Here is a 16634-nt window from a genome sequence, read left to right on the forward strand (position 1 = left end):
GACTATGCAGTACCCGATTAATGAGATGTTCCAGACCCTGCAAGGCGAGGGTTATTTTACCGGCGTTCCCGCTATTTTTATTCGCTTACAGGGATGCCCGGTCGGGTGTGCGTGGTGTGACACCAAACATACCTGGGATAAGCTCGCCGATCGGGAAGTGTCGCTGTTCAGCATCCTGGCGAAAACCAAAGAGAGCGATAAATGGGGGGCGGCGAGCGCTGAGGATTTACTGGCGATCATCGGTCGACAGGGCTGGACGGCGCGCCATGTCGTCATTACCGGCGGGGAACCGNTTTAGCTGCCAGATCGAAACCAGCGGCACGCATGAAGTGCGCTGTTCGCACGCCACCTGGGTGACGGTATCGCCGAAAGTGAATATGCGCGGCGGTTATGGTGTGCTGACGCAGGCGCTGCAGCGGGCAGATGAGATCAAACACCCGGTGGGCCGCGTGCGCGACATCGAAGCGCTGGACGAACTGCTGGAAACGCTGACCGACGATAAGCAGCGAGTGATAGCGCTGCAGCCGATCAGCCAGAAAGACGACGCGACGCGTCTGTGCATTGAAACCTGCATTGCGCGAAACTGGCGCCTGTCGATGCAGACACACAAGTATTTGAATATTGCCTGATACAGTGATAATGCCGGGCGAAAATACTGCCCGGCAGCACGCTTTACTCGCCGCGATAGACGCAGCCCGCTGTACAGGTTTCTTTTACCATCACGGCGCTCAGCAGCGGGACAACAGGCTTAATCTGATCCCAAATCCATTTTGCCAGCACTTCACTGGTCGGGTTTTCCAGGCCAGGGATCTCGTTCAGATAGTAGTGGTCGAGACGATCGTAAGTCGGTTTAAACGCCGCTTTCAGATCGGCAAAATCCATAATCCAGCCGGTATGCGGATCGACGTCACCGGTTATCTCCAGACGAACCATGAAGGAGTGACCGTGAAGGCGCCCGCACTTATGACCTTCCGGCACGTGCGGCAGGTGGTGAGCGGCTTCGAAGGTGAAATCTTTAAACAACGTGGTGGACATGGTGAACTCTCAAATAAGACGAAAAAACCGGAAAATCATACCGGAATGTACCTTTTTTCTCATTAACTAAAACAGCCATTCCCCGTGACGCGTTAATGACAATGCGGATGAGATATTTTTTGCTATAAGATTCAAATGGTTAATTAATCGATTTTCCTGTTAACAGGTATGAGTAAAACAGGTTAGTCGATTTGGTTATTTATTATTTCCATCCCTTCTTTAATTGTTATTATCCTCGCCGTTAACCTTACCTTCAGTTTGGGTTTTTCCGCAAAATGACAGCTTTAATACTGGAACATAACAACGCATGACGACACAGGCCCCACCTTCCAGCCTGCTTCCGCTGAATCCGGAACAGCTGGCCCGCCTGCAGGCGGCAACCACCGATTTTTCTCCGACCCAGTTGGCCTGGGTTTCTGGCTATTTCTGGGGAATGCTGAATCAGCAACCTGGCGCCGTTGCGACCACACCCGTTGCGGCAGAAACACCGGCCATCACGTTGATTTCCGCTTCGCAGACCGGCAACGCGCGCCGTGTGGCCGAGCAACTTCGTGATGACCTGCTGGCGGAAAAACTGAACGTTAACCTGGTGAACGCCGGGGATTATAAATTCAAGCAAATCGCCGCTGAAAAACTGCTCGTGGTGGTGACCTCAACGCAGGGAGAGGGCGAGCCGCCGGAAGAGGCCGTCGCGCTGCATAAGTTCCTGTTCTCGAAAAAAGCACCGAAGCTGAACGACACCGCCTTTGCGGTCTTTGGCCTCGGCGATACGTCTTATGAATTTTTCTGCCAGTCAGGTAAAGATTTCGACAGCAAACTGGCGGAACTCGGCGGCGAGCGTCTGCTCGACCGCGTGGATTCTGATGTGGAATACCAGACCGCCGCCGCCCAGTGGCGCGCGCGGGTGGTGGACGTGCTGAAAGCCCGTGCGCCTGCTGTTCCTGCGGCGCAGACTGCCGTTACAGCCAGTGGCGTATTCAATGAAGTCCACACCAGCCCGTACACCAAAGAAGCGCCGCTGACCGCGACGCTGTCGGTCAATCAGAAAATCACCAGCCGCGATTCGGAAAAAGATGTCCGCCATATCGAAATTGATCTCGGCGACTCTGGCCTGCGCTACCAGCCTGGCGACGCGCTGGGTGTCTGGTACCAAAACGATCCGGCGCTGGTCAAAGAGCTGGTCGAACTGCTGTGGCTGAAAGGCGATGAGCCGGTGATGGTTGACGGTAAAACGCTGCCGCTGGCCGACGCCCTGCAGTGGCATTTTGAGCTGACGGTCAACACCGGCAACATCGTCGAAAACTACGCGACGCTGACCCGCAGCGAAACCCTGTTGCCGCTGGTGGGTGATAAAGCCCAGCTCCAGCATTACGCCGCCACCACGCCGATTGTTGATATGGTGCGTTTCTCCCCTGCACAGCTGGATGCCGACGCGCTGATCGGCCTGTTGCGTCCGCTGACGCCGCGCCTTTACTCCATTGCCTCTGCGCAAGCGGAAGTGGACAGCGAAGTACATATTACTGTCGGTGTTGTGCGTTACGACGTCGAAGGTCGCGCCCGCAGCGGCGGCGCTTCCAGCTTCCTTGCCGATCGCGTGGAAGAAGAAGGCGAGGTGCGTGTGTTCATTGAGCATAACGATAACTTCCGTCTGCCGACGAACCCGCAGACGCCGGTGATCATGATTGGCCCCGGCACCGGCATCGCGCCGTTCCGCGCCTTTATGCAGCAGCGTGCCGCCGATGGCGCGGAAGGCAAAAACTGGTTGTTCTTTGGCAACCCGCACTTTGTTGATGATTTCCTCTATCAGGTGGAATGGCAGCGCTACGTCAAAGAAGGCGTACTGAGCCGTATCGATCTTGCCTGGTCGAGAGACCAGAAAGAAAAAATCTACGTACAAGACAAACTGCGCGAACAGGGCGCAGAGCTGTGGCGCTGGATCAACGACGGTGCCCACATTTACGTCTGTGGCGACGCCAATCGCATGGCGAAAGATGTCGAACAGGCTTTACTGGACGTGATTGCCGACTTTGGCGCGATGGATGCCGAAGCGGCGGATGAATATTTAAGTGAGCTGCGCGTAGAGCGCCGTTATCAGCGAGATGTCTACTAATGAGCGAAAAACACCCGGGCCCTTTAGTGGTCGAAGGCAAACTGGCCGACGCCGAGCGCATGAAAGCCGAGAGCAACTATCTGCGTGGGACGATTGCGGAAGATTTAAATGACGGTCTGACTGGCGGGTTTAACGGCGACAACTTTTTGCTGATCCGCTTTCACGGCATGTACCAGCAGGACGATCGCGATATTCGTGCTGAACGCGCCGAGCAAAAACTGGAGCCGCGCATTGCGATGATGCTGCGCTGCCGTCTGCCGGGCGGGGTAATCACCACCAAACAGTGGAAGGCGATCGACAAGTTTGCCGGCGAGAATACGATTTATGGCAGCATCCGCCTGACCAACCGTCAGACGTTTCAGTATCACGGCCTGCTGAAGAAAAACATCAAGCCGGCCCATCAGATGCTGCACGAAGTGGGGCTGGACGCGCTGGCGACCGCCAACGACATGAACCGTAACGTGCTCTGCACCTCTAACCCGGTTGAGTCGCAGTTGCATGCACAAGCGTATGAGTGGGCGAAGAAAATCTCTGAGCACCTGCTGCCGCGCACCCGTGCCTATGCAGAGATCTGGCTTGATCAGGAAAAAGTCGCGACCACCGACGAGGAGCCGATCCTCGGCAAAACCTATTTGCCGCGTAAATTCAAAACCACGGTGGTGATCCCGCCGCAGAATGATATCGACCTGCACGCCAACGACATGAACTTCGTGGCAATTGCCGAAAACGGCAAACTGGTGGGCTTTAACCTGCTGGTGGGGGGCGGTCTGTCCATTGAGCACGGTAACAAGAAAACCTACGCCCGCACCGCGAGCGAGTTTGGCTATCTGCCGCTGGAGCATACGCTGGCGGTGGTGGAAGCTGTGGTCACCACTCAGCGCGACTGGGGTAACCGTACCGACCGTAAAAACGCGAAAACCAAATATACCCTGGAACGCGTTGGCGTAGAGACCTTCAAAGCGGAAGTGGAGCGTCGCGCGGGGATCAAATTTGAACCGATCCGTCCGTATGAATTTACCGGACGCGGTGATCGCATCGGCTGGGTTAAAGGCATCGATGACAAATGGCATCTGACGCTGTTTATCGAAAACGGCCGTATTCTGGATTACCCGGGGCGTCCGCTGAAAACCGGTCTGCTGGAGATCGCGAAGATCCATAAAGGCGATTTCCGCCTGACCGCCAACCAGAACCTGATCGTGGCGGGCGTGCCGGAAAGTCAGAAAGCGAAAATTGAAAAGCTGGCGCGTGAGCATGGGCTGATGGCGGCGGTCACACCGCAGCGCGAAAATTCAATGGCCTGCGTGTCGTTCCCGACCTGTCCGCTGGCAATGGCCGAAGCTGAACGCTTCCTGCCGTCGTTTGTGGATAAGGTAGAAGCGATCATGGGCAAGCACGGCGTCGGCGAGGATCATATCGTCCTGCGCGTGACCGGCTGCCCGAATGGCTGCGGCCGCGCGATGCTGGCGGAGATTGGGCTGGTGGGTAAAGCGCCGGGTCGCTACAACCTGCATCTTGGTGGTAACCGTGAGGGAACGCGTATTCCCCGCATGTACCGGGAAAACATCACCGAGTCAGAAATTCTCGACAACATCGACGAACTGGTAGGGCGCTGGGCGAAGGAGCGCGAAGCAGAGGAAGGCTTCGGTGACTTCACGGTGCGTGCGGGCATCATTCGCCCGGTGCTCGACCCCGCCCGGGATTTCTGGGAATAACGAGAGGTAACTATGGCGATTCTCGATCTAAACGCGCTGAATGAATTACCGAAAGTCGAGCGCGTACTGGCGCTGGCGGAAACTAACGGGCAACTGGAAAAACTGAGCGCGGAAGAGCGCGTCGCTTGGGCGCTGGAAAATCTGCCTGGCGACTATGTTCTCTCCTCAAGCTTTGGTATTCAGGCGGCGGTCAGCTTGCATCTGGTGAATCAGATCCGCCCGGATATCCCGGTGATCCTGACCGATACCGGTTATCTGTTCCCGGAAACCTATCAGTTCATTGATGAGCTGACGGACAAGCTCAGCCTGAATCTGAAGGTTTACCGCGCCGAAACCAGCCCGGCCTGGCAGGAAGCGCGCTACGGCAAACTGTGGGAGCAGGGCGTTGAAGGGATTGAGAAGTACAACGACATTAACAAAGTCGAGCCGATGAACCGGGCGCTGCGCGAACTGAACGCGCAAACCTGGTTTGCCGGTCTGCGCCGCGAACAGTCCGGCAGCCGGGCGACGTTGCCGGTGCTTGCCATTCAGCGCGGCGTGTTCAAAGTATTGCCAATTATCGACTGGGATAACCGCACGGTGTACCAGTACCTGCAAAAGCACGGCCTGAAATACCATCCATTGTGGGATCAGGGCTATTTGTCAGTAGGCGATACTCACACCACTCGTAAATGGGAACCGGGCATGGCGGAAGAAGAGACGCGCTTCTTTGGCCTGAAGCGCGAGTGCGGGCTACACGAAGGGTAATGGTTTATCCCACTCCCGGCCAGGAGTGGGATGACTTACGCTTTCGCCAGCTCTTTCATCAGCGGCAGCAGCACCCGCATTACGTCGCGGCTGCGGTGTTCAATGCGTCCCGGCAGTGCCTTATCAATGTACTGCTGATTATCCAGACGCACATCATGCCAGCTCACGCCGTTCGGGAAGGTGCGGGATTTCGCCCGTTGCTGGTAACCATCTTTCTTGCCTAACGTCCAGTTGGTCGCCTCGACGGAGAGTACCGGAATCCCGGCGTTATCAAACACTTCTGCGTCGTTGCAGCAACCCGTTCCTTTTGGATAGTCCGGATTCAGGCCGGGGTTCATCGTGGCGCTAATGCCGTGGCGGCGGGCGATCGCCAGCGCCCGATCACGGGTTAATTTGCGCACCGAGGCAGGGGTTTGTTTGCCGCTGTTGAAATAGAGTTTGTCGCCGACCACGAGGTTATCAAGGTTTATCACCAGCAGCGTATTTTTCCGCTCTTCGGCGCTCATCCGTTTGAGCAGGTTTTCAGCGCCGAGCCTGCCTTCCTCTTCACCGCTGGTGGCGATAAAACGAATGCCGTACTGCGTGGTGGTATTTTTCAGCCTTTCTGCCAGTTCCAGCATCACGCCAAGACCCAGCGCGTTATCATCGATGCCCTGCAGCGTCAGGCCGCCGAGGTTATTTTCGCTGTCTGCGTCGCTGTGTGGCGCGTAGGTGTCCAGGTGCGCCATCACGATAATCTGCTGTCGGGATTTGCCGTCATGTGCGGCGATCACCGTACTGCCGGTCACGTTATGCCAGTTCCGGCGGTTATCTTTGGCGGTATAGATATAGCGGCTGTTAAAGGTGCGGATGTCGCTCTGGTAGCCCATCTGCGCGAACTGCTGGCGCAGATAATCCGCTGACAGCATTTCGGCGGGAGTTCCTGTCATACGCCCCGGGAAATAGGTCGCGATATGGCGTGCCTGTGAGTTCGCGATATCACCAGTGGGCAACGCGGCACCGAGCGCCGGAAGGGAAAAACATGCACCGAGCGTCAGCGGAATCAAACGGCGGCGCAACGCGGAAAACATAACGTGTCCTTACACATGCAAAAAAACGACGCACTAGTATGAAACTGTGACCCGCGTTACACAATTTCATTTGCGCTTAAATCCCCGAAAAGGCTCGTGTTAAGCACTTTTTGATATTTGCTTTTCCGTTGGGTTATTCCTTTGAGGAACTAGTCATTCCATTTCGTAATTTCATTTGATCTAAGCCGCACCCTATAGTCCCTCTCTATACGCAAAGTACGTAAAGACAGGCTTAAGGAACGGTAATGGATCAAAAACGACTCACTCATTTGCGGCAACTGGAGGCGGAAAGCATCCATATTATCCGTGAAGTCGCCGCCGAATTTTCGAATCCGGTGATGCTCTATTCCATCGGTAAAGACTCCAGCGTCATGCTGCACCTGGCGCGTAAGGCGTTTTATCCGGGGACGCTGCCGTTCCCGCTGCTGCATGTCGATACCGGCTGGAAATTCCGCGAAATGTATGAGTTCCGTGACCGGACCGCTAAAGCGTACGGCTGTGAGCTGCTGGTACACCGCAACCCGGAAGGGGTGGCGATGGGTATCAACCCGTTTGTCCACGGCAGCGCCAAACACACCGATATTATGAAAACTGAAGGGCTGAAGCAGGCACTGAACAAATACGGCTTTGATGCTGCGTTCGGCGGCGCGCGTCGCGATGAAGAGAAATCGCGCGCGAAAGAGCGCATTTACTCCTTCCGTGACCGCTTCCACCGCTGGGACCCGAAAAATCAGCGTCCGGAGCTGTGGCACAACTACAACGGCCAGATCAACAAAGGCGAAAGCATCCGCGTGTTCCCGCTCTCCAACTGGACCGAGCTGGATATCTGGCAATACATCTATCTGGAAAATATCGACATTGTTCCGTTGTATCTGGCGGCGGAGCGCCCGGTGCTCGAGCGTGACGGCATGCTGATGATGATCGACGACAACCGTATCGATCTGCAGCCTGGCGAAGTTATCAAAAAACGCATGGTGCGTTTCCGCACGCTGGGCTGCTGGCCGCTGACCGGCGCGGTGGAATCTGAGGCACAGACGCTGCCGGAAATCATCGAAGAGATGCTGGTGTCAACGACCAGTGAACGGCAGGGGCGCGTTATCGATCGCGATCAGGCAGGCTCGATGGAGCTGAAGAAACGCCAGGGTTATTTCTAAGGAGCCGCCATGAATACCACCATTGCACAACAAATTGCTGATGAAGGCGGCGTTGAAGCTTACCTGCATTCCCAGCAGCACAAGAGCCTGCTGCGTTTTCTGACCTGCGGCAGCGTTGACGACGGTAAAAGCACGCTGATTGGTCGTCTGCTGCACGATACCCGACAGATTTATGAAGATCAGCTCTCGTCGCTGCACAATGACAGCAAACGCCACGGCACTCAGGGCGAGAAACTGGATCTGGCGCTGCTGGTGGATGGCCTGCAGGCGGAGCGCGAACAGGGCATTACCATTGACGTGGCGTACCGTTATTTCTCTACCGAAAAACGCAAATTTATCATCGCCGATACCCCGGGCCATGAGCAGTACACCCGTAATATGGCGACCGGCGCGTCCACCTGCGATCTGGCGATCCTGCTGATAGACGCGCGAAAAGGCGTGCTCGACCAGACCCGTCGCCACAGCTTTATCTCCACGCTGCTGGGCATTAAACACCTGGTGGTGGCGGTGAATAAAATGGATTTGGTGGATTTCAGCGAAGAACGCTTCAATGAGATCCGTGAAGCTTATCTGACCTTCGCCGGGGAACTGCCGGGGAATCTGGATATCCGCTTTGTGCCGCTGTCGGCGCTGGAAGGCGATAACGTCGCCAGCCAGAGTGCCAGCATGCCGTGGTACAGCGGCCCGACGCTGCTGGAAGTGCTGGAAACGGTGGAGATCCAGCGCGTGGTGGAAAACCAGCCGATGCGTTTCCCGGTGCAGTATGTGAACCGTCCGAACCTCGATTTTCGCGGTTATGCCGGGACGCTGGCGTCCGGCGCCGTGAGCGTCGGGCAGCGGGTCAAAGTGCTGCCGTCTGGCGTGGAATCGACGGTTGCGCGCATCGTGACCTTTGACGGCGATCTGCCGCAGGCGCAGGCGGGCGAAGCGATTACCCTGGTGCTGAAAGATGAAATCGACATCAGCCGTGGCGATCTGCTGGTGGAAGCGAGCGCATCGCTGCCTGCTGTACAGCACGCCAGTGTGGACGTGGTGTGGATGGCCGAACAGGCGCTGCTGCCGGGCCAGAGCTACGACATCAAAATTGCCGGCAAGAAAACCCGGGCGCGCGTCGACGCGATTCAGTATCAGGTTGATATCAACAACCTGACCCACAACGAAGTGGAATCGCTTCCGTTGAACGGCATCGGGCTGGTGGATCTGACTTTCGACGAGCCGCTGGTGCTCGACAAATATCAGGATAACCCGGTGACCGGTGGGCTGATTTTTATCGACCGACTGTCGAACGTTACCGTGGGCGCAGGGATGGTTAATCAGCCACACACCGAAGCCACGGCGCAGACGTCGGAATTCAGCGCCTTTGAGCTGGAGCTGAACGCGCTGGTGCGTAAACATTTCCCGCACTGGGGCGCGCGCGATCTGCTGGGAGGCCGCTAATGGCGCAGCATGACGATAACGTCGTCTGGCATCCACATCCGGTGACCNNGCAGCGCGAACAACGTCACGGTCACCGTGGCGTTGTGCTGTGGTTTACCGGACTGTCAGGCTCCGGCAAATCCACGGTGGCCGGGGCGCTGGAAGAGGCACTGCATGAATTAGGCGTCAGCACCTATCTGCTGGATGGTGACAACGTACGTCACGGCTTATGCCGCGATTTAGGCTTCAGCGATACCGACCGCAAAGAGAACATTCGTCGCGTTGGTGAAGTGGCGAAACTGATGGTGGATGCCGGGCTGGTGGTATTGACGGCGTTTATCTCTCCGCATCGTGCCGAACGGCAGATGGCGCGCGATCTGATCGGCGACGGGCGCTTCTATGAAGTGCATGTCGACACGCCGCTGGCGATTTGCGAAGCCCGGGATCCGAAAGGACTGTATAAAAAGGCCCGTGCCGGTGAACTGCGCAATTTCACCGGTATTGATTCAGCGTACGAATCTCCCGAAGCGCCTGAGATTCACCTTAAGGGCGAACAATTGGTAACAAATTTGGTTAACCAATTATTAGATCTCCTCAGGCGGGACGATATCATCAGATCCTAAGACAGCGCCGGAAGTAGGCATCTTCCGGCCAGTCAGGTTACAGGATTTGATATGCGCGATACCCAGAACATGAGCCTCACTTCCACCAAATCGCTTGCTGATAGTGAGGAAACCACATGGTCGTTACAAGGCGCCGTGGTGGGTTTCATCGCATGGCTGCTGGCGCTGGGTATCCCGTTTCTGATCTACGGCAGCAATACGCTGTTTTTTCTGCTCTACACCTGGCCCTTCTTTCTGGCGCTACTGCCTGTCGCCGTTTTAATCGGTGTGGCGCTGCACTCACTGCTCGACAGCAAACTGCTCTATAGTCTTCCTGTTACCGTGCTCACGGTGATGGCGCTTTTCGGCCTGCTCTTCCTGTGGTTGATGGGGTGATCCGCGGCGTAGCGGCAACGAGACGTACGTATTTGCGGGGAAAATGTGGTACATTTCCCGCGATGACGCGGCATCGTCCGCGCCGGGGTGGAGTACCCGGTCAAGTTATGGGATGATGATGCCGTTTTTCAGGGGGCAGGATGGGTAAACTAACGCTGCTATTGCTGGCTTTGCTGGTCTGGCTACAGTATTCGTTGTGGTTCGGCAAGAACGGTATTCATGACTACAGCCGGGTCAGCGAAGATGTCGCGGCACAGCAGGCAACAAACGCCAAACTCAAAGCGCGAAACGATCAGCTTTTCGCCGAAATTGACGATCTCAATGGCGGTCAGGAAGCGATCGAGGAACGCGCACGCAACGAACTTAGCATGACCCGCCCGGGCGAAACGTTCTATCGTCTGGTTCCGGATGCGTCAAAACGCAATCAGGCTTCAGGGCAGAATAATCGATAGACACTCCCAGGATTACAACATGGCAGCAACTACTCCGGGCGTTTGCGCCGTGGTCCCGGCAGCCGGATTTGGCCGCCGCATGCAAACGGAATGCCCAAAACAATATCTCTCAATCGGTAACAAAACGATTCTCGAACACGCGGTGGACGCGCTGCTGGCGAATGCCCGCGTCCGGCGTGTGATCATTGCCGTCAGCGCGGGTGATGACCGTTTCGCGGCATTACCACTGGCCTCACACCCCCAGATTACCGTGGTCGAAGGCGGTGCTGAACGCGCCGATTCCGTCCTTGCCGGGCTGAAAGCCGCTACGGACACCGAATGGGTGCTGGTGCACGATGCGGCGCGTCCCTGTCTGCATCAGGACGATCTCGAACGCCTGCTGAATCTCAGCAACACCAGTCGCGTGGGCGGCATTCTGGCCGCGCCGGTGCGCGACACCATGAAGCGCGCCGAGCCTGGTGCTACCGCCATTGCCCATACCGTCGACAGAAACGATCTCTGGCACGCGCTGACTCCGCAGTTTTTCCCCCGCGAATTGTTGATGGATTGCCTGACCCGCGCGCTTAACGACGGTGCGACCATTACCGATGAAGCGTCCGCGCTGGAATATTGTGGCTTCCACCCTGAGCTGGTGGCGGGGCGCGCTGATAATATTAAAGTCACGCGGCCGGAAGACCTGGCGCTGGCTGAATTTTACCTTACCCGATCTGACAACCAGGAGAAGGCGTAATGCGAATTGGACACGGTTTTGACGTGCATGCCTTTGGCGGCGAAGGCCCCATTATCATCGGCGGCGTACGTATCCCTTACGAAAAGGGGCTGCTGGCCCATTCTGATGGCGATGTCGCGCTGCATGCACTGACCGACGCGCTGCTGGGTGCTGCGGCCCTGGGTGATATCGGCAAGCTTTTCCCGGATACCGACCCGGCGTTTAAAGGCGCTGACAGCCGTGCGTTGCTGCGCGAAGCCTGGCGCCGCATTCAGGCCAAAGGTTATACGCTCGGCAACGTCGATGTCACCATCATCGCCCAGGCGCCAAAAATGCTGCCGCACATTCCGCAAATGCGGGTGTTTATTGCCGAAGATCTCGGCTGTCATATGGATGACGTCAATGTGAAGGCGACCACCACGGAAAAACTGGGTTTCACCGGCCGTGGCGAAGGGATTGCCTGTGAAGCGGTAGCGTTGCTGCACAAGGCGAAACCATGANTCGCGTTCGATGATCTGACTTATCTGCACGGTCAACCCCAGGGGCAGGGCGTGCTGAAAGCCAGTCCGGAAGATTTTCTGGTGGTGGAAGATTTGGGGTTTGAGCCGGACGGCGAAGGCGAGCATATCCTCGTGCGGATCCTCAAAAACGGCTGCAATACCCGTTTCGTCGCCGACGCGCTGGCGAAATTCCTTAAAATTCATGCCCGCGAAGTGAGCTTTGCCGGGCAAAAGGATAAGCACGCCGTCACCGAACAATGGCTCTGTGCGCGCGTTCCCGGCAAAGAGATGCCGGATCTCAGCAAGTTTTTGCTGGAAGGCTGTAAAGTGCTGGAATATGCCCGCCATAAGCGCAAGCTGCGACCGGGCGCGCTGAAAGGAAATTATTTCACGCTTATTCTGCGTGAGGTTTCGCACCGTGATGACGTTGAAGCCCGTTTGCAGGCTATTGCAGCGCGCGGCGTACCGAACTATTTTGGCGCGCAGCGCTTTGGTATCGGCGGCAGCAACCTGCACGGCTCGCTGCGCTGGGCAGAAAATGGCGGACCGGTACGCGATCGCAACAAACGCAGTTTTTGGCTCTCTGCGGCGCGGAGTGCCTTGTTTAATCAGATTGTCAGCGATAAATTAAAAAAACCGGACTTTAATCAAGTTGTTGACGGCGATGCGCTACAATTAGCGGGGCGTGGCAGCTGGTTTGTGGCGACTGAAGACGAGCTCGCCGAATTGCAGGCGCGTGTCGATAACCGGGAACTGATGATCACCGCCGCCTTGCCCGGCAGCGGCGACTGGGGAACCCAACGCGCGGCACTGGCCTTCGAAGAAAATACGCTGGCGCAGGAAACCCTGTTGCAGTCGCTACTGGTGCGGGAAAACGTCGAGGCGGCGCGTCGCGCGGTGCTCCTTTATCCGCAACAGCTGAACTGGAACTGGTGGGATGATGTAACCGTTGAGCTACGTTTCTGGCTGCCTGCGGGCAGTTTCGCCACCAGTGTGGTGAGGGAACTGATCAAGACAACAGGTGATTATGCGAATATTGCTGAGTAACGATGACGGGATCCATGCTCCAGGCATTCAGACGCTGGCGAAAGCCCTGCGGGAATTCGCCGTGGTGCAGGTGGTCGCTCCCGATCGTAACCGCAGCGGGGCGTCAAATTCCCTGACGCTGGAATCCTCACTTCGTACGTTTACGTTTGAGAACGGCGATATTGCCGTGCAAATGGGCACGCCGACGGACTGCGTCTACCTTGGCGTTAACGCGCTGATGCGTCCGCAACCGGACGTGGTGGTGTCGGGCATTAACGCCGGGCCAAATCTCGGCGACGACGTTATCTATTCCGGCACCGTCGCGGCGGCAATGGAAGGGCGTCATCTCGGTTATCCGGCGCTTGCGGTTTCACTGGATGGCCATCAGCATTATGACACCGCCGCCGCGGTAACCTGCTCGATCCTGCGCGCGCTGGCGCGTGAGCCGCTGCGCACCGGGCGCATTCTTAATATCAACGTCCCGGATCTCCCGCTCGAACAAATAAAGGGGATCCGCGTGACGCGCTGCGGCAGCCGCCACCCGGCGGACAAAGTTATTCCGCAGCAGGATCCGCGCGGCAATACGCTGTACTGGATTGGCCCGCCGGGGGAAAAATACGATGCGGGGCCAGACACCGATTTCGCCGCAGTGGACGAAGGCTATGTATCGGTCACGCCGCTGCATGTCGATTTAACGGCACATAACGCGCATGAGGTGGTGTCCGGCTGGTTAGATCGCGTGGGAGTCGATGCGCAATGGTAAGCAAACGCGTACAAAGCCTTCTTGATCAACTACGTACTCAGGGTATTCAGGATGAGCACGTGCTTGAAGCGATAGCTCAGGTACCGCGTGAAAAATTCATTGATGAGGCGTTTGAACACAAAGCGTGGGAAAACGTCGCATTGCCAATAGGTCAGGGGCAAACCATTTCGCAGCCGTATATGGTCGCGCGAATGACGGAGCTGCTTGAACTCACAGAAGCGTCGCGGGTGCTGGAGATCGGCACCGGATCCGGCTATCAGACGGCAATTCTGGCACATTTAGTTCATCATGTTTGTTCGGTGGAACGTATAAAAGGCCTGCAATGGCAGGCGCGCCGTCGTCTCAAGCAACTGGATTTACACAATGTTTCTACCCGCCACGGCGATGGCTGGCAGGGGTGGCAGGCGCGTGCGCCGTTTGATGCCATCATTGTCACGGCCGCACCGCCAGAAATTCCGGCCGCGCTGATGTCGCAGCTGGATGAAGGCGGGATCCTCGTTTTGCCCGTGGGCGACGAACACCAGTGGTTAAAACGGGTTCGTCGGCGGGGAAGCGAATTTATTATCGATACCGTGGAAGCCGTCCGCTTTGTGCCGTTGGTCAAAGGGGAACTGGCGTAATAACAGGAGTTTTCCTGGTTCATTCGGCGCGTGTTCGGGCGTAGGGTAGGCACGTTTCCAGTGCCTGAGCCAGCGCGTTGCGCGGTAATCAAATCACTGGCAGTTAACACATTCCTGGGGGATAAATGAGCGCGGGAAGCCCAAAATTTACCTTAAGCCGTATTGCGGCGCTATCGCTGGTATCCGTCTGGCTTGCAGGCTGCACGAGTTCTGATAACGCACCAGCCCCAGTGAGCTCGGTGGGCGCAAGCAGCGCTTCCGGCACTAATTCCGGCATGTTGATCACTCCACCGCCGAAGATGGGAAGTTCAACGCCGCAGCCGTCACAGCCGCAAATTCAGTCGGTACAACCCGTACAGACACAGCCGGTGCAGACGCAGCCGATGTCACAGCCGGTACAGACTACCGCGGATGGCCACATCGTTTACAACCGTAAATACGGCGATATTCCTAAAGGCAGCTATGCGGGTGGCAGCACCTACACCGTCAAGCGCGGTGATACGCTGTTTTACATCGCCTGGATAACCGGCAACGATTTCCGCGATCTTGCACAACGTAACAACATTTCTGCACCTTACGGTTTGAACGTAGGGCAAACGTTACAGATCGGAAACGCAGCTGGACAGCCCATCACGGGTAACAATCCTGTTGCGCAAGCAAGTGTACAGGCCAGTAGCGGTTCTCAGGGCTTAACCTCAAAACCTGCACAAAATTCCGGCGCGGTGGTTGCTTCTAAACCGACAATTACGTATTCTGAGGATTCAGGTGAACAAAGTGCTAACAAAATGTTGCCTAACAATAAGCCTGCGACCCCGGTCACAGCGCCTGTTACGGCACCAGTTGCAAGCACTACCGAACCAACTGCAAGCAGTATGTCTACCAGTTCGCCGATTTCTTCATGGCGCTGGCCGACTGACGGCAACATTATCGAGAAATTCTCAGACAACGGGAATAAAGGTATCGATATCGCAGGCAGTAAAGGACAGGCTATCACCGCGACCGCAGATGGGCGCGTTGTCTATGCCGGTAACGCACTGCGCGGTTACGGTAATCTTATCATCATCAAACATAACGATGATTACCTGAGCGCCTACGCCCATAACGACACAATGCTGGTCCGGGAACAACAAGAAGTTAAGGCGGGGCAGAAAATCGCTACCATGGGTAGCACCGGAACCAGTTCAACACGCTTGCATTTTGAAATTCGTTACAAGGGGAAATCCGTAAACCCGCTGCAGTATTTGCCGCAGCGATAATTCGACGGAATATGGCTTTGCTTGCATGTTCCGTCAAGGGATCACGGGTAGGAGCCACCTTATGAGTCAGAATACGCTGAAAGTTCATGATTTAAATGAAGACGCGGAATTTGATGAGAACGGAATGGAGGTTTTCGACGAGAAAACCTTAAATGAAGAGGAACCCAGTGATAACGACCTGGCTGAGGAAGAGCTGTTATCGCAGGGTGCCACACAGCGTGTACTGGACGCGACTCAGCTTTACCTTGGAGAGATTGGATACTCTCCACTGTTAACAGCCGAAGAAGAAGTCTATTTTGCACGTCGTGCACTGCGCGGAGATGTCGCTTCCCGCCGTCGGATGATTGAAAGTAACCTGCGTCTGGTGGTGAAGATTGCCCGTCGTTACAGCAATCGTGGTCTGGCTTTGCTGGATCTGATTGAAGAGGGGAATCTGGGGCTGATTCGTGCTGTGGAGAAGTTTGACCCGGAGCGCGGGTTCCGCTTCTCGACCTACGCAACCTGGTGGATCCGCCAGACGATTGAACGGGCTATCATGAATCAAACCCGTACCATTCGTTTACCGATTCACATCGTTAAAGAGCTGAACGTTTATCTGCGTACCGCGCGTGAGTTGTCCCATAAGCTGGATCACGAACCGAGTGCGGAAGAGATTGCCGAGCAGCTAGATAAACCGGTTGATGACGTCAGTCGTATGCTGCGTCTCAACGAGCGCATCACCTCGGTCGACACCCCGCTGGGTGGTGATTCCGAAAAAGCGCTGCTGGATATCCTGGCCGATGAAAAAGAGAACGGTCCGGAAGACACCACGCAGGACGATGACATGAAACAAAGCATCGTCAAATGGCTGTTCGAACTGAACGCCAAACAGCGTGAGGTACTGGCGCGTCGCTTCGGTCTGCTGGGGTATGAAGCCGCAACGCTTGAAGATGTGGGTCGTGAAATTGGTCTGACGCGTGAGCGCGTTCGCCAGATTCAGGTCGAAGGTTTGCGTCGCCTGCGTGAAATCCTGCAGGGGCAAGGGCTGAACATCGAAGCGCTGTTCCGCGAGTAAGCGAGTTTTCAT

At 56.2% G+C, this 16634-nt stretch carries 17 protein-coding genes and 1 pseudogene; 16 read left to right on the forward strand and 2 right to left on the reverse strand.

Annotation, left to right across the window (positions count from 1 at the left end):
• Positions 1-4 precede the first annotated feature (4 nt).
• Positions 5-629: pseudogene (gene queE / locus GM30_RS23085) on the forward strand (7-carboxy-7-deazaguanine synthase QueE).
• A 43-nt stretch (positions 630-672) separates the two neighbouring features.
• On the opposite strand, the gene queD reads toward queE, so the two are convergent.
• Positions 673-1035, reverse strand: coding sequence for a 6-carboxytetrahydropterin synthase QueD (queD, locus tag GM30_RS23090; RefSeq protein ID WP_049850494.1), 363 nt, complete (start codon positions 1033-1035; stop codon positions 673-675).
• A 307-nt stretch (positions 1036-1342) separates the two neighbouring features.
• Between queD and cysJ the strand changes: the two genes are divergently transcribed.
• From cysJ to cysH, 3 genes are read left to right on the forward strand one after another with little or no spacing between them, the layout of a single operon-like run.
• A complete protein-coding gene (gene cysJ / locus GM30_RS23095) occupies positions 1343-3145 on the forward strand; it encodes an NADPH-dependent assimilatory sulfite reductase flavoprotein subunit (RefSeq protein ID WP_049850495.1) in 1803 nt (600 codons plus the stop codon).
• Positions 3145-4857, forward strand: a complete 1713-nt coding sequence (cysI, locus tag GM30_RS23100; protein ID WP_049850496.1) for an assimilatory sulfite reductase (NADPH) hemoprotein subunit — start codon at positions 3145-3147, stop codon at positions 4855-4857. The genes cysJ and cysI overlap by 1 nt, the downstream gene beginning before the upstream one ends.
• 12 nt (positions 4858-4869) lie before the next feature.
• On the forward strand, positions 4870-5604 hold the full coding sequence (gene cysH, locus GM30_RS23105; RefSeq protein ID WP_049850497.1) for a phosphoadenosine phosphosulfate reductase: 735 nt from the start codon (positions 4870-4872) through the stop codon (positions 5602-5604).
• 35 nt (positions 5605-5639) lie between these two features.
• Here the strand turns inward: cysH and GM30_RS23110 are convergent, their stop codons facing one another.
• A complete protein-coding gene (locus GM30_RS23110; protein WP_049850498.1) occupies positions 5640-6674 on the reverse strand; it encodes an aminopeptidase in 1035 nt (344 codons plus the stop codon).
• 245 nt (positions 6675-6919) lie between these two features.
• Here GM30_RS23110 and cysD point away from each other — a divergent pair, with 245 nt between their 5' ends.
• The 12 genes from cysD (at position 6920) to rpoS (ending at position 16622) form a co-directional block, all read left to right on the forward strand.
• The gene (gene cysD / locus GM30_RS23115) at positions 6920-7828 is read left to right on the forward strand and encodes a sulfate adenylyltransferase subunit CysD (RefSeq protein WP_049850499.1); all 909 of its coding nucleotides are present in this window, start codon (positions 6920-6922) and stop codon (positions 7826-7828) included.
• Between the two features lie 9 nt (positions 7829-7837).
• Positions 7838-9265 carry a sulfate adenylyltransferase subunit CysN gene (gene cysN / locus GM30_RS23120; RefSeq protein ID WP_049850500.1) on the forward strand — a complete coding sequence of 476 codons (1428 nt, stop codon included), beginning with the start codon at positions 7838-7840 and terminating at the stop codon, positions 9263-9265.
• Entirely contained in the window at positions 9265-9867 is a 603-nt protein-coding gene (gene cysC, locus GM30_RS23125) for an adenylyl-sulfate kinase (protein WP_049850501.1), read from the forward strand. Before cysN ends, cysC begins: the two co-directional genes overlap by 1 nt.
• A gap of 51 nt (positions 9868-9918) precedes the next feature.
• Positions 9919-10242, forward strand: a complete 324-nt coding sequence (locus GM30_RS23130; RefSeq protein WP_049850502.1) for a DUF3561 family protein — start codon at positions 9919-9921, stop codon at positions 10240-10242.
• A 140-nt stretch (positions 10243-10382) separates the two neighbouring features.
• Positions 10383-10694 carry a cell division protein FtsB gene (gene ftsB, locus GM30_RS23135; RefSeq protein ID WP_038157594.1) on the forward strand — a complete coding sequence of 104 codons (312 nt, stop codon included), beginning with the start codon at positions 10383-10385 and terminating at the stop codon, positions 10692-10694.
• A gap of 19 nt (positions 10695-10713) precedes the next feature.
• Positions 10714-11424, forward strand: a complete 711-nt coding sequence (gene ispD, locus GM30_RS23140; RefSeq protein ID WP_049850503.1) for a 2-C-methyl-D-erythritol 4-phosphate cytidylyltransferase — start codon at positions 10714-10716, stop codon at positions 11422-11424.
• Positions 11424-11903 (forward strand): 2-C-methyl-D-erythritol 2,4-cyclodiphosphate synthase, encoded by a 480-nt coding sequence (gene ispF, locus GM30_RS23145; protein WP_049850504.1) that lies wholly within the window; start codon positions 11424-11426, stop codon positions 11901-11903. The genes ispD and ispF overlap by 1 nt, the downstream gene beginning before the upstream one ends.
• Before the next feature lie 15 nt (positions 11904-11918).
• Positions 11919-12950, forward strand: coding sequence for a tRNA pseudouridine(13) synthase TruD (truD, locus tag GM30_RS23150; RefSeq protein ID WP_072094220.1), 1032 nt, complete (start codon positions 11919-11921; stop codon positions 12948-12950).
• Positions 12931-13692: a 5'/3'-nucleotidase SurE gene (gene surE / locus GM30_RS23155; RefSeq protein WP_049850505.1), complete on the forward strand. Its 762-nt coding sequence runs from the start codon at positions 12931-12933 to the stop codon at positions 13690-13692. Before truD ends, surE begins: the two co-directional genes overlap by 20 nt.
• Entirely contained in the window at positions 13686-14312 is a 627-nt protein-coding gene (locus tag GM30_RS23160) for a protein-L-isoaspartate(D-aspartate) O-methyltransferase (protein ID WP_049850506.1), read from the forward strand. The genes surE and GM30_RS23160 overlap by 7 nt, the downstream gene beginning before the upstream one ends.
• A 125-nt stretch (positions 14313-14437) precedes the next feature.
• Positions 14438-15568, forward strand: coding sequence for a murein hydrolase activator NlpD (gene nlpD / locus GM30_RS23165; RefSeq protein WP_049850507.1), 1131 nt, complete (start codon positions 14438-14440; stop codon positions 15566-15568).
• Positions 15569-15629: 61 nt separating this feature from the next.
• Positions 15630-16622 carry an RNA polymerase sigma factor RpoS gene (gene rpoS, locus GM30_RS23170; protein ID WP_038157575.1) on the forward strand — a complete coding sequence of 331 codons (993 nt, stop codon included), beginning with the start codon at positions 15630-15632 and terminating at the stop codon, positions 16620-16622.
• The last annotated feature ends 12 nt before the right edge of the window (positions 16623-16634 follow it).

This window comes from Trabulsiella odontotermitis (genome assembly GCF_001188485.1).
Lineage (GTDB): Bacteria > Pseudomonadota > Gammaproteobacteria > Enterobacterales > Enterobacteriaceae > Trabulsiella > Trabulsiella odontotermitis_A.

Bases quoted from the DNA above. Each gene is read 5' to 3' on its own strand.
- queD (WP_049850494.1), bottom strand. From the start codon at position 1,035: ATGTCCACCACGTTGTTTAAAGATTTCACCTTCGAAGCCGCTCACCAC.
- cysJ (WP_049850495.1), top strand. From the start codon at position 1,343: ATGACGACACAGGCCCCACCTTCCAGCCTGCTTCCGCTGAATCCGGAA.
- cysI (WP_049850496.1), top strand. From the start codon at position 3,145: ATGAGCGAAAAACACCCGGGCCCTTTAGTGGTCGAAGGCAAACTGGCC.
- cysH (WP_049850497.1), top strand. From the start codon at position 4,870: ATGGCGATTCTCGATCTAAACGCGCTGAATGAATTACCGAAAGTCGAG.
- GM30_RS23110 (WP_049850498.1), bottom strand. From the start codon at position 6,674: ATGTTTTCCGCGTTGCGCCGCCGTTTGATTCCGCTGACGCTCGGTGCA.
- cysD (WP_049850499.1), top strand. From the start codon at position 6,920: ATGGATCAAAAACGACTCACTCATTTGCGGCAACTGGAGGCGGAAAGC.
- cysN (WP_049850500.1), top strand. From the start codon at position 7,838: ATGAATACCACCATTGCACAACAAATTGCTGATGAAGGCGGCGTTGAA.
- GM30_RS23130 (WP_049850502.1), top strand. From the start codon at position 9,919: ATGCGCGATACCCAGAACATGAGCCTCACTTCCACCAAATCGCTTGCT.
- ftsB (WP_038157594.1), top strand. From the start codon at position 10,383: ATGGGTAAACTAACGCTGCTATTGCTGGCTTTGCTGGTCTGGCTACAG.
- ispD (WP_049850503.1), top strand. From the start codon at position 10,714: ATGGCAGCAACTACTCCGGGCGTTTGCGCCGTGGTCCCGGCAGCCGGA.
- ispF (WP_049850504.1), top strand. From the start codon at position 11,424: ATGCGAATTGGACACGGTTTTGACGTGCATGCCTTTGGCGGCGAAGGC.
- surE (WP_049850505.1), top strand. From the start codon at position 12,931: ATGCGAATATTGCTGAGTAACGATGACGGGATCCATGCTCCAGGCATT.
- GM30_RS23160 (WP_049850506.1), top strand. From the start codon at position 13,686: ATGGTAAGCAAACGCGTACAAAGCCTTCTTGATCAACTACGTACTCAG.
- nlpD (WP_049850507.1), top strand. From the start codon at position 14,438: ATGAGCGCGGGAAGCCCAAAATTTACCTTAAGCCGTATTGCGGCGCTA.
- rpoS (WP_038157575.1), top strand. From the start codon at position 15,630: ATGAGTCAGAATACGCTGAAAGTTCATGATTTAAATGAAGACGCGGAA.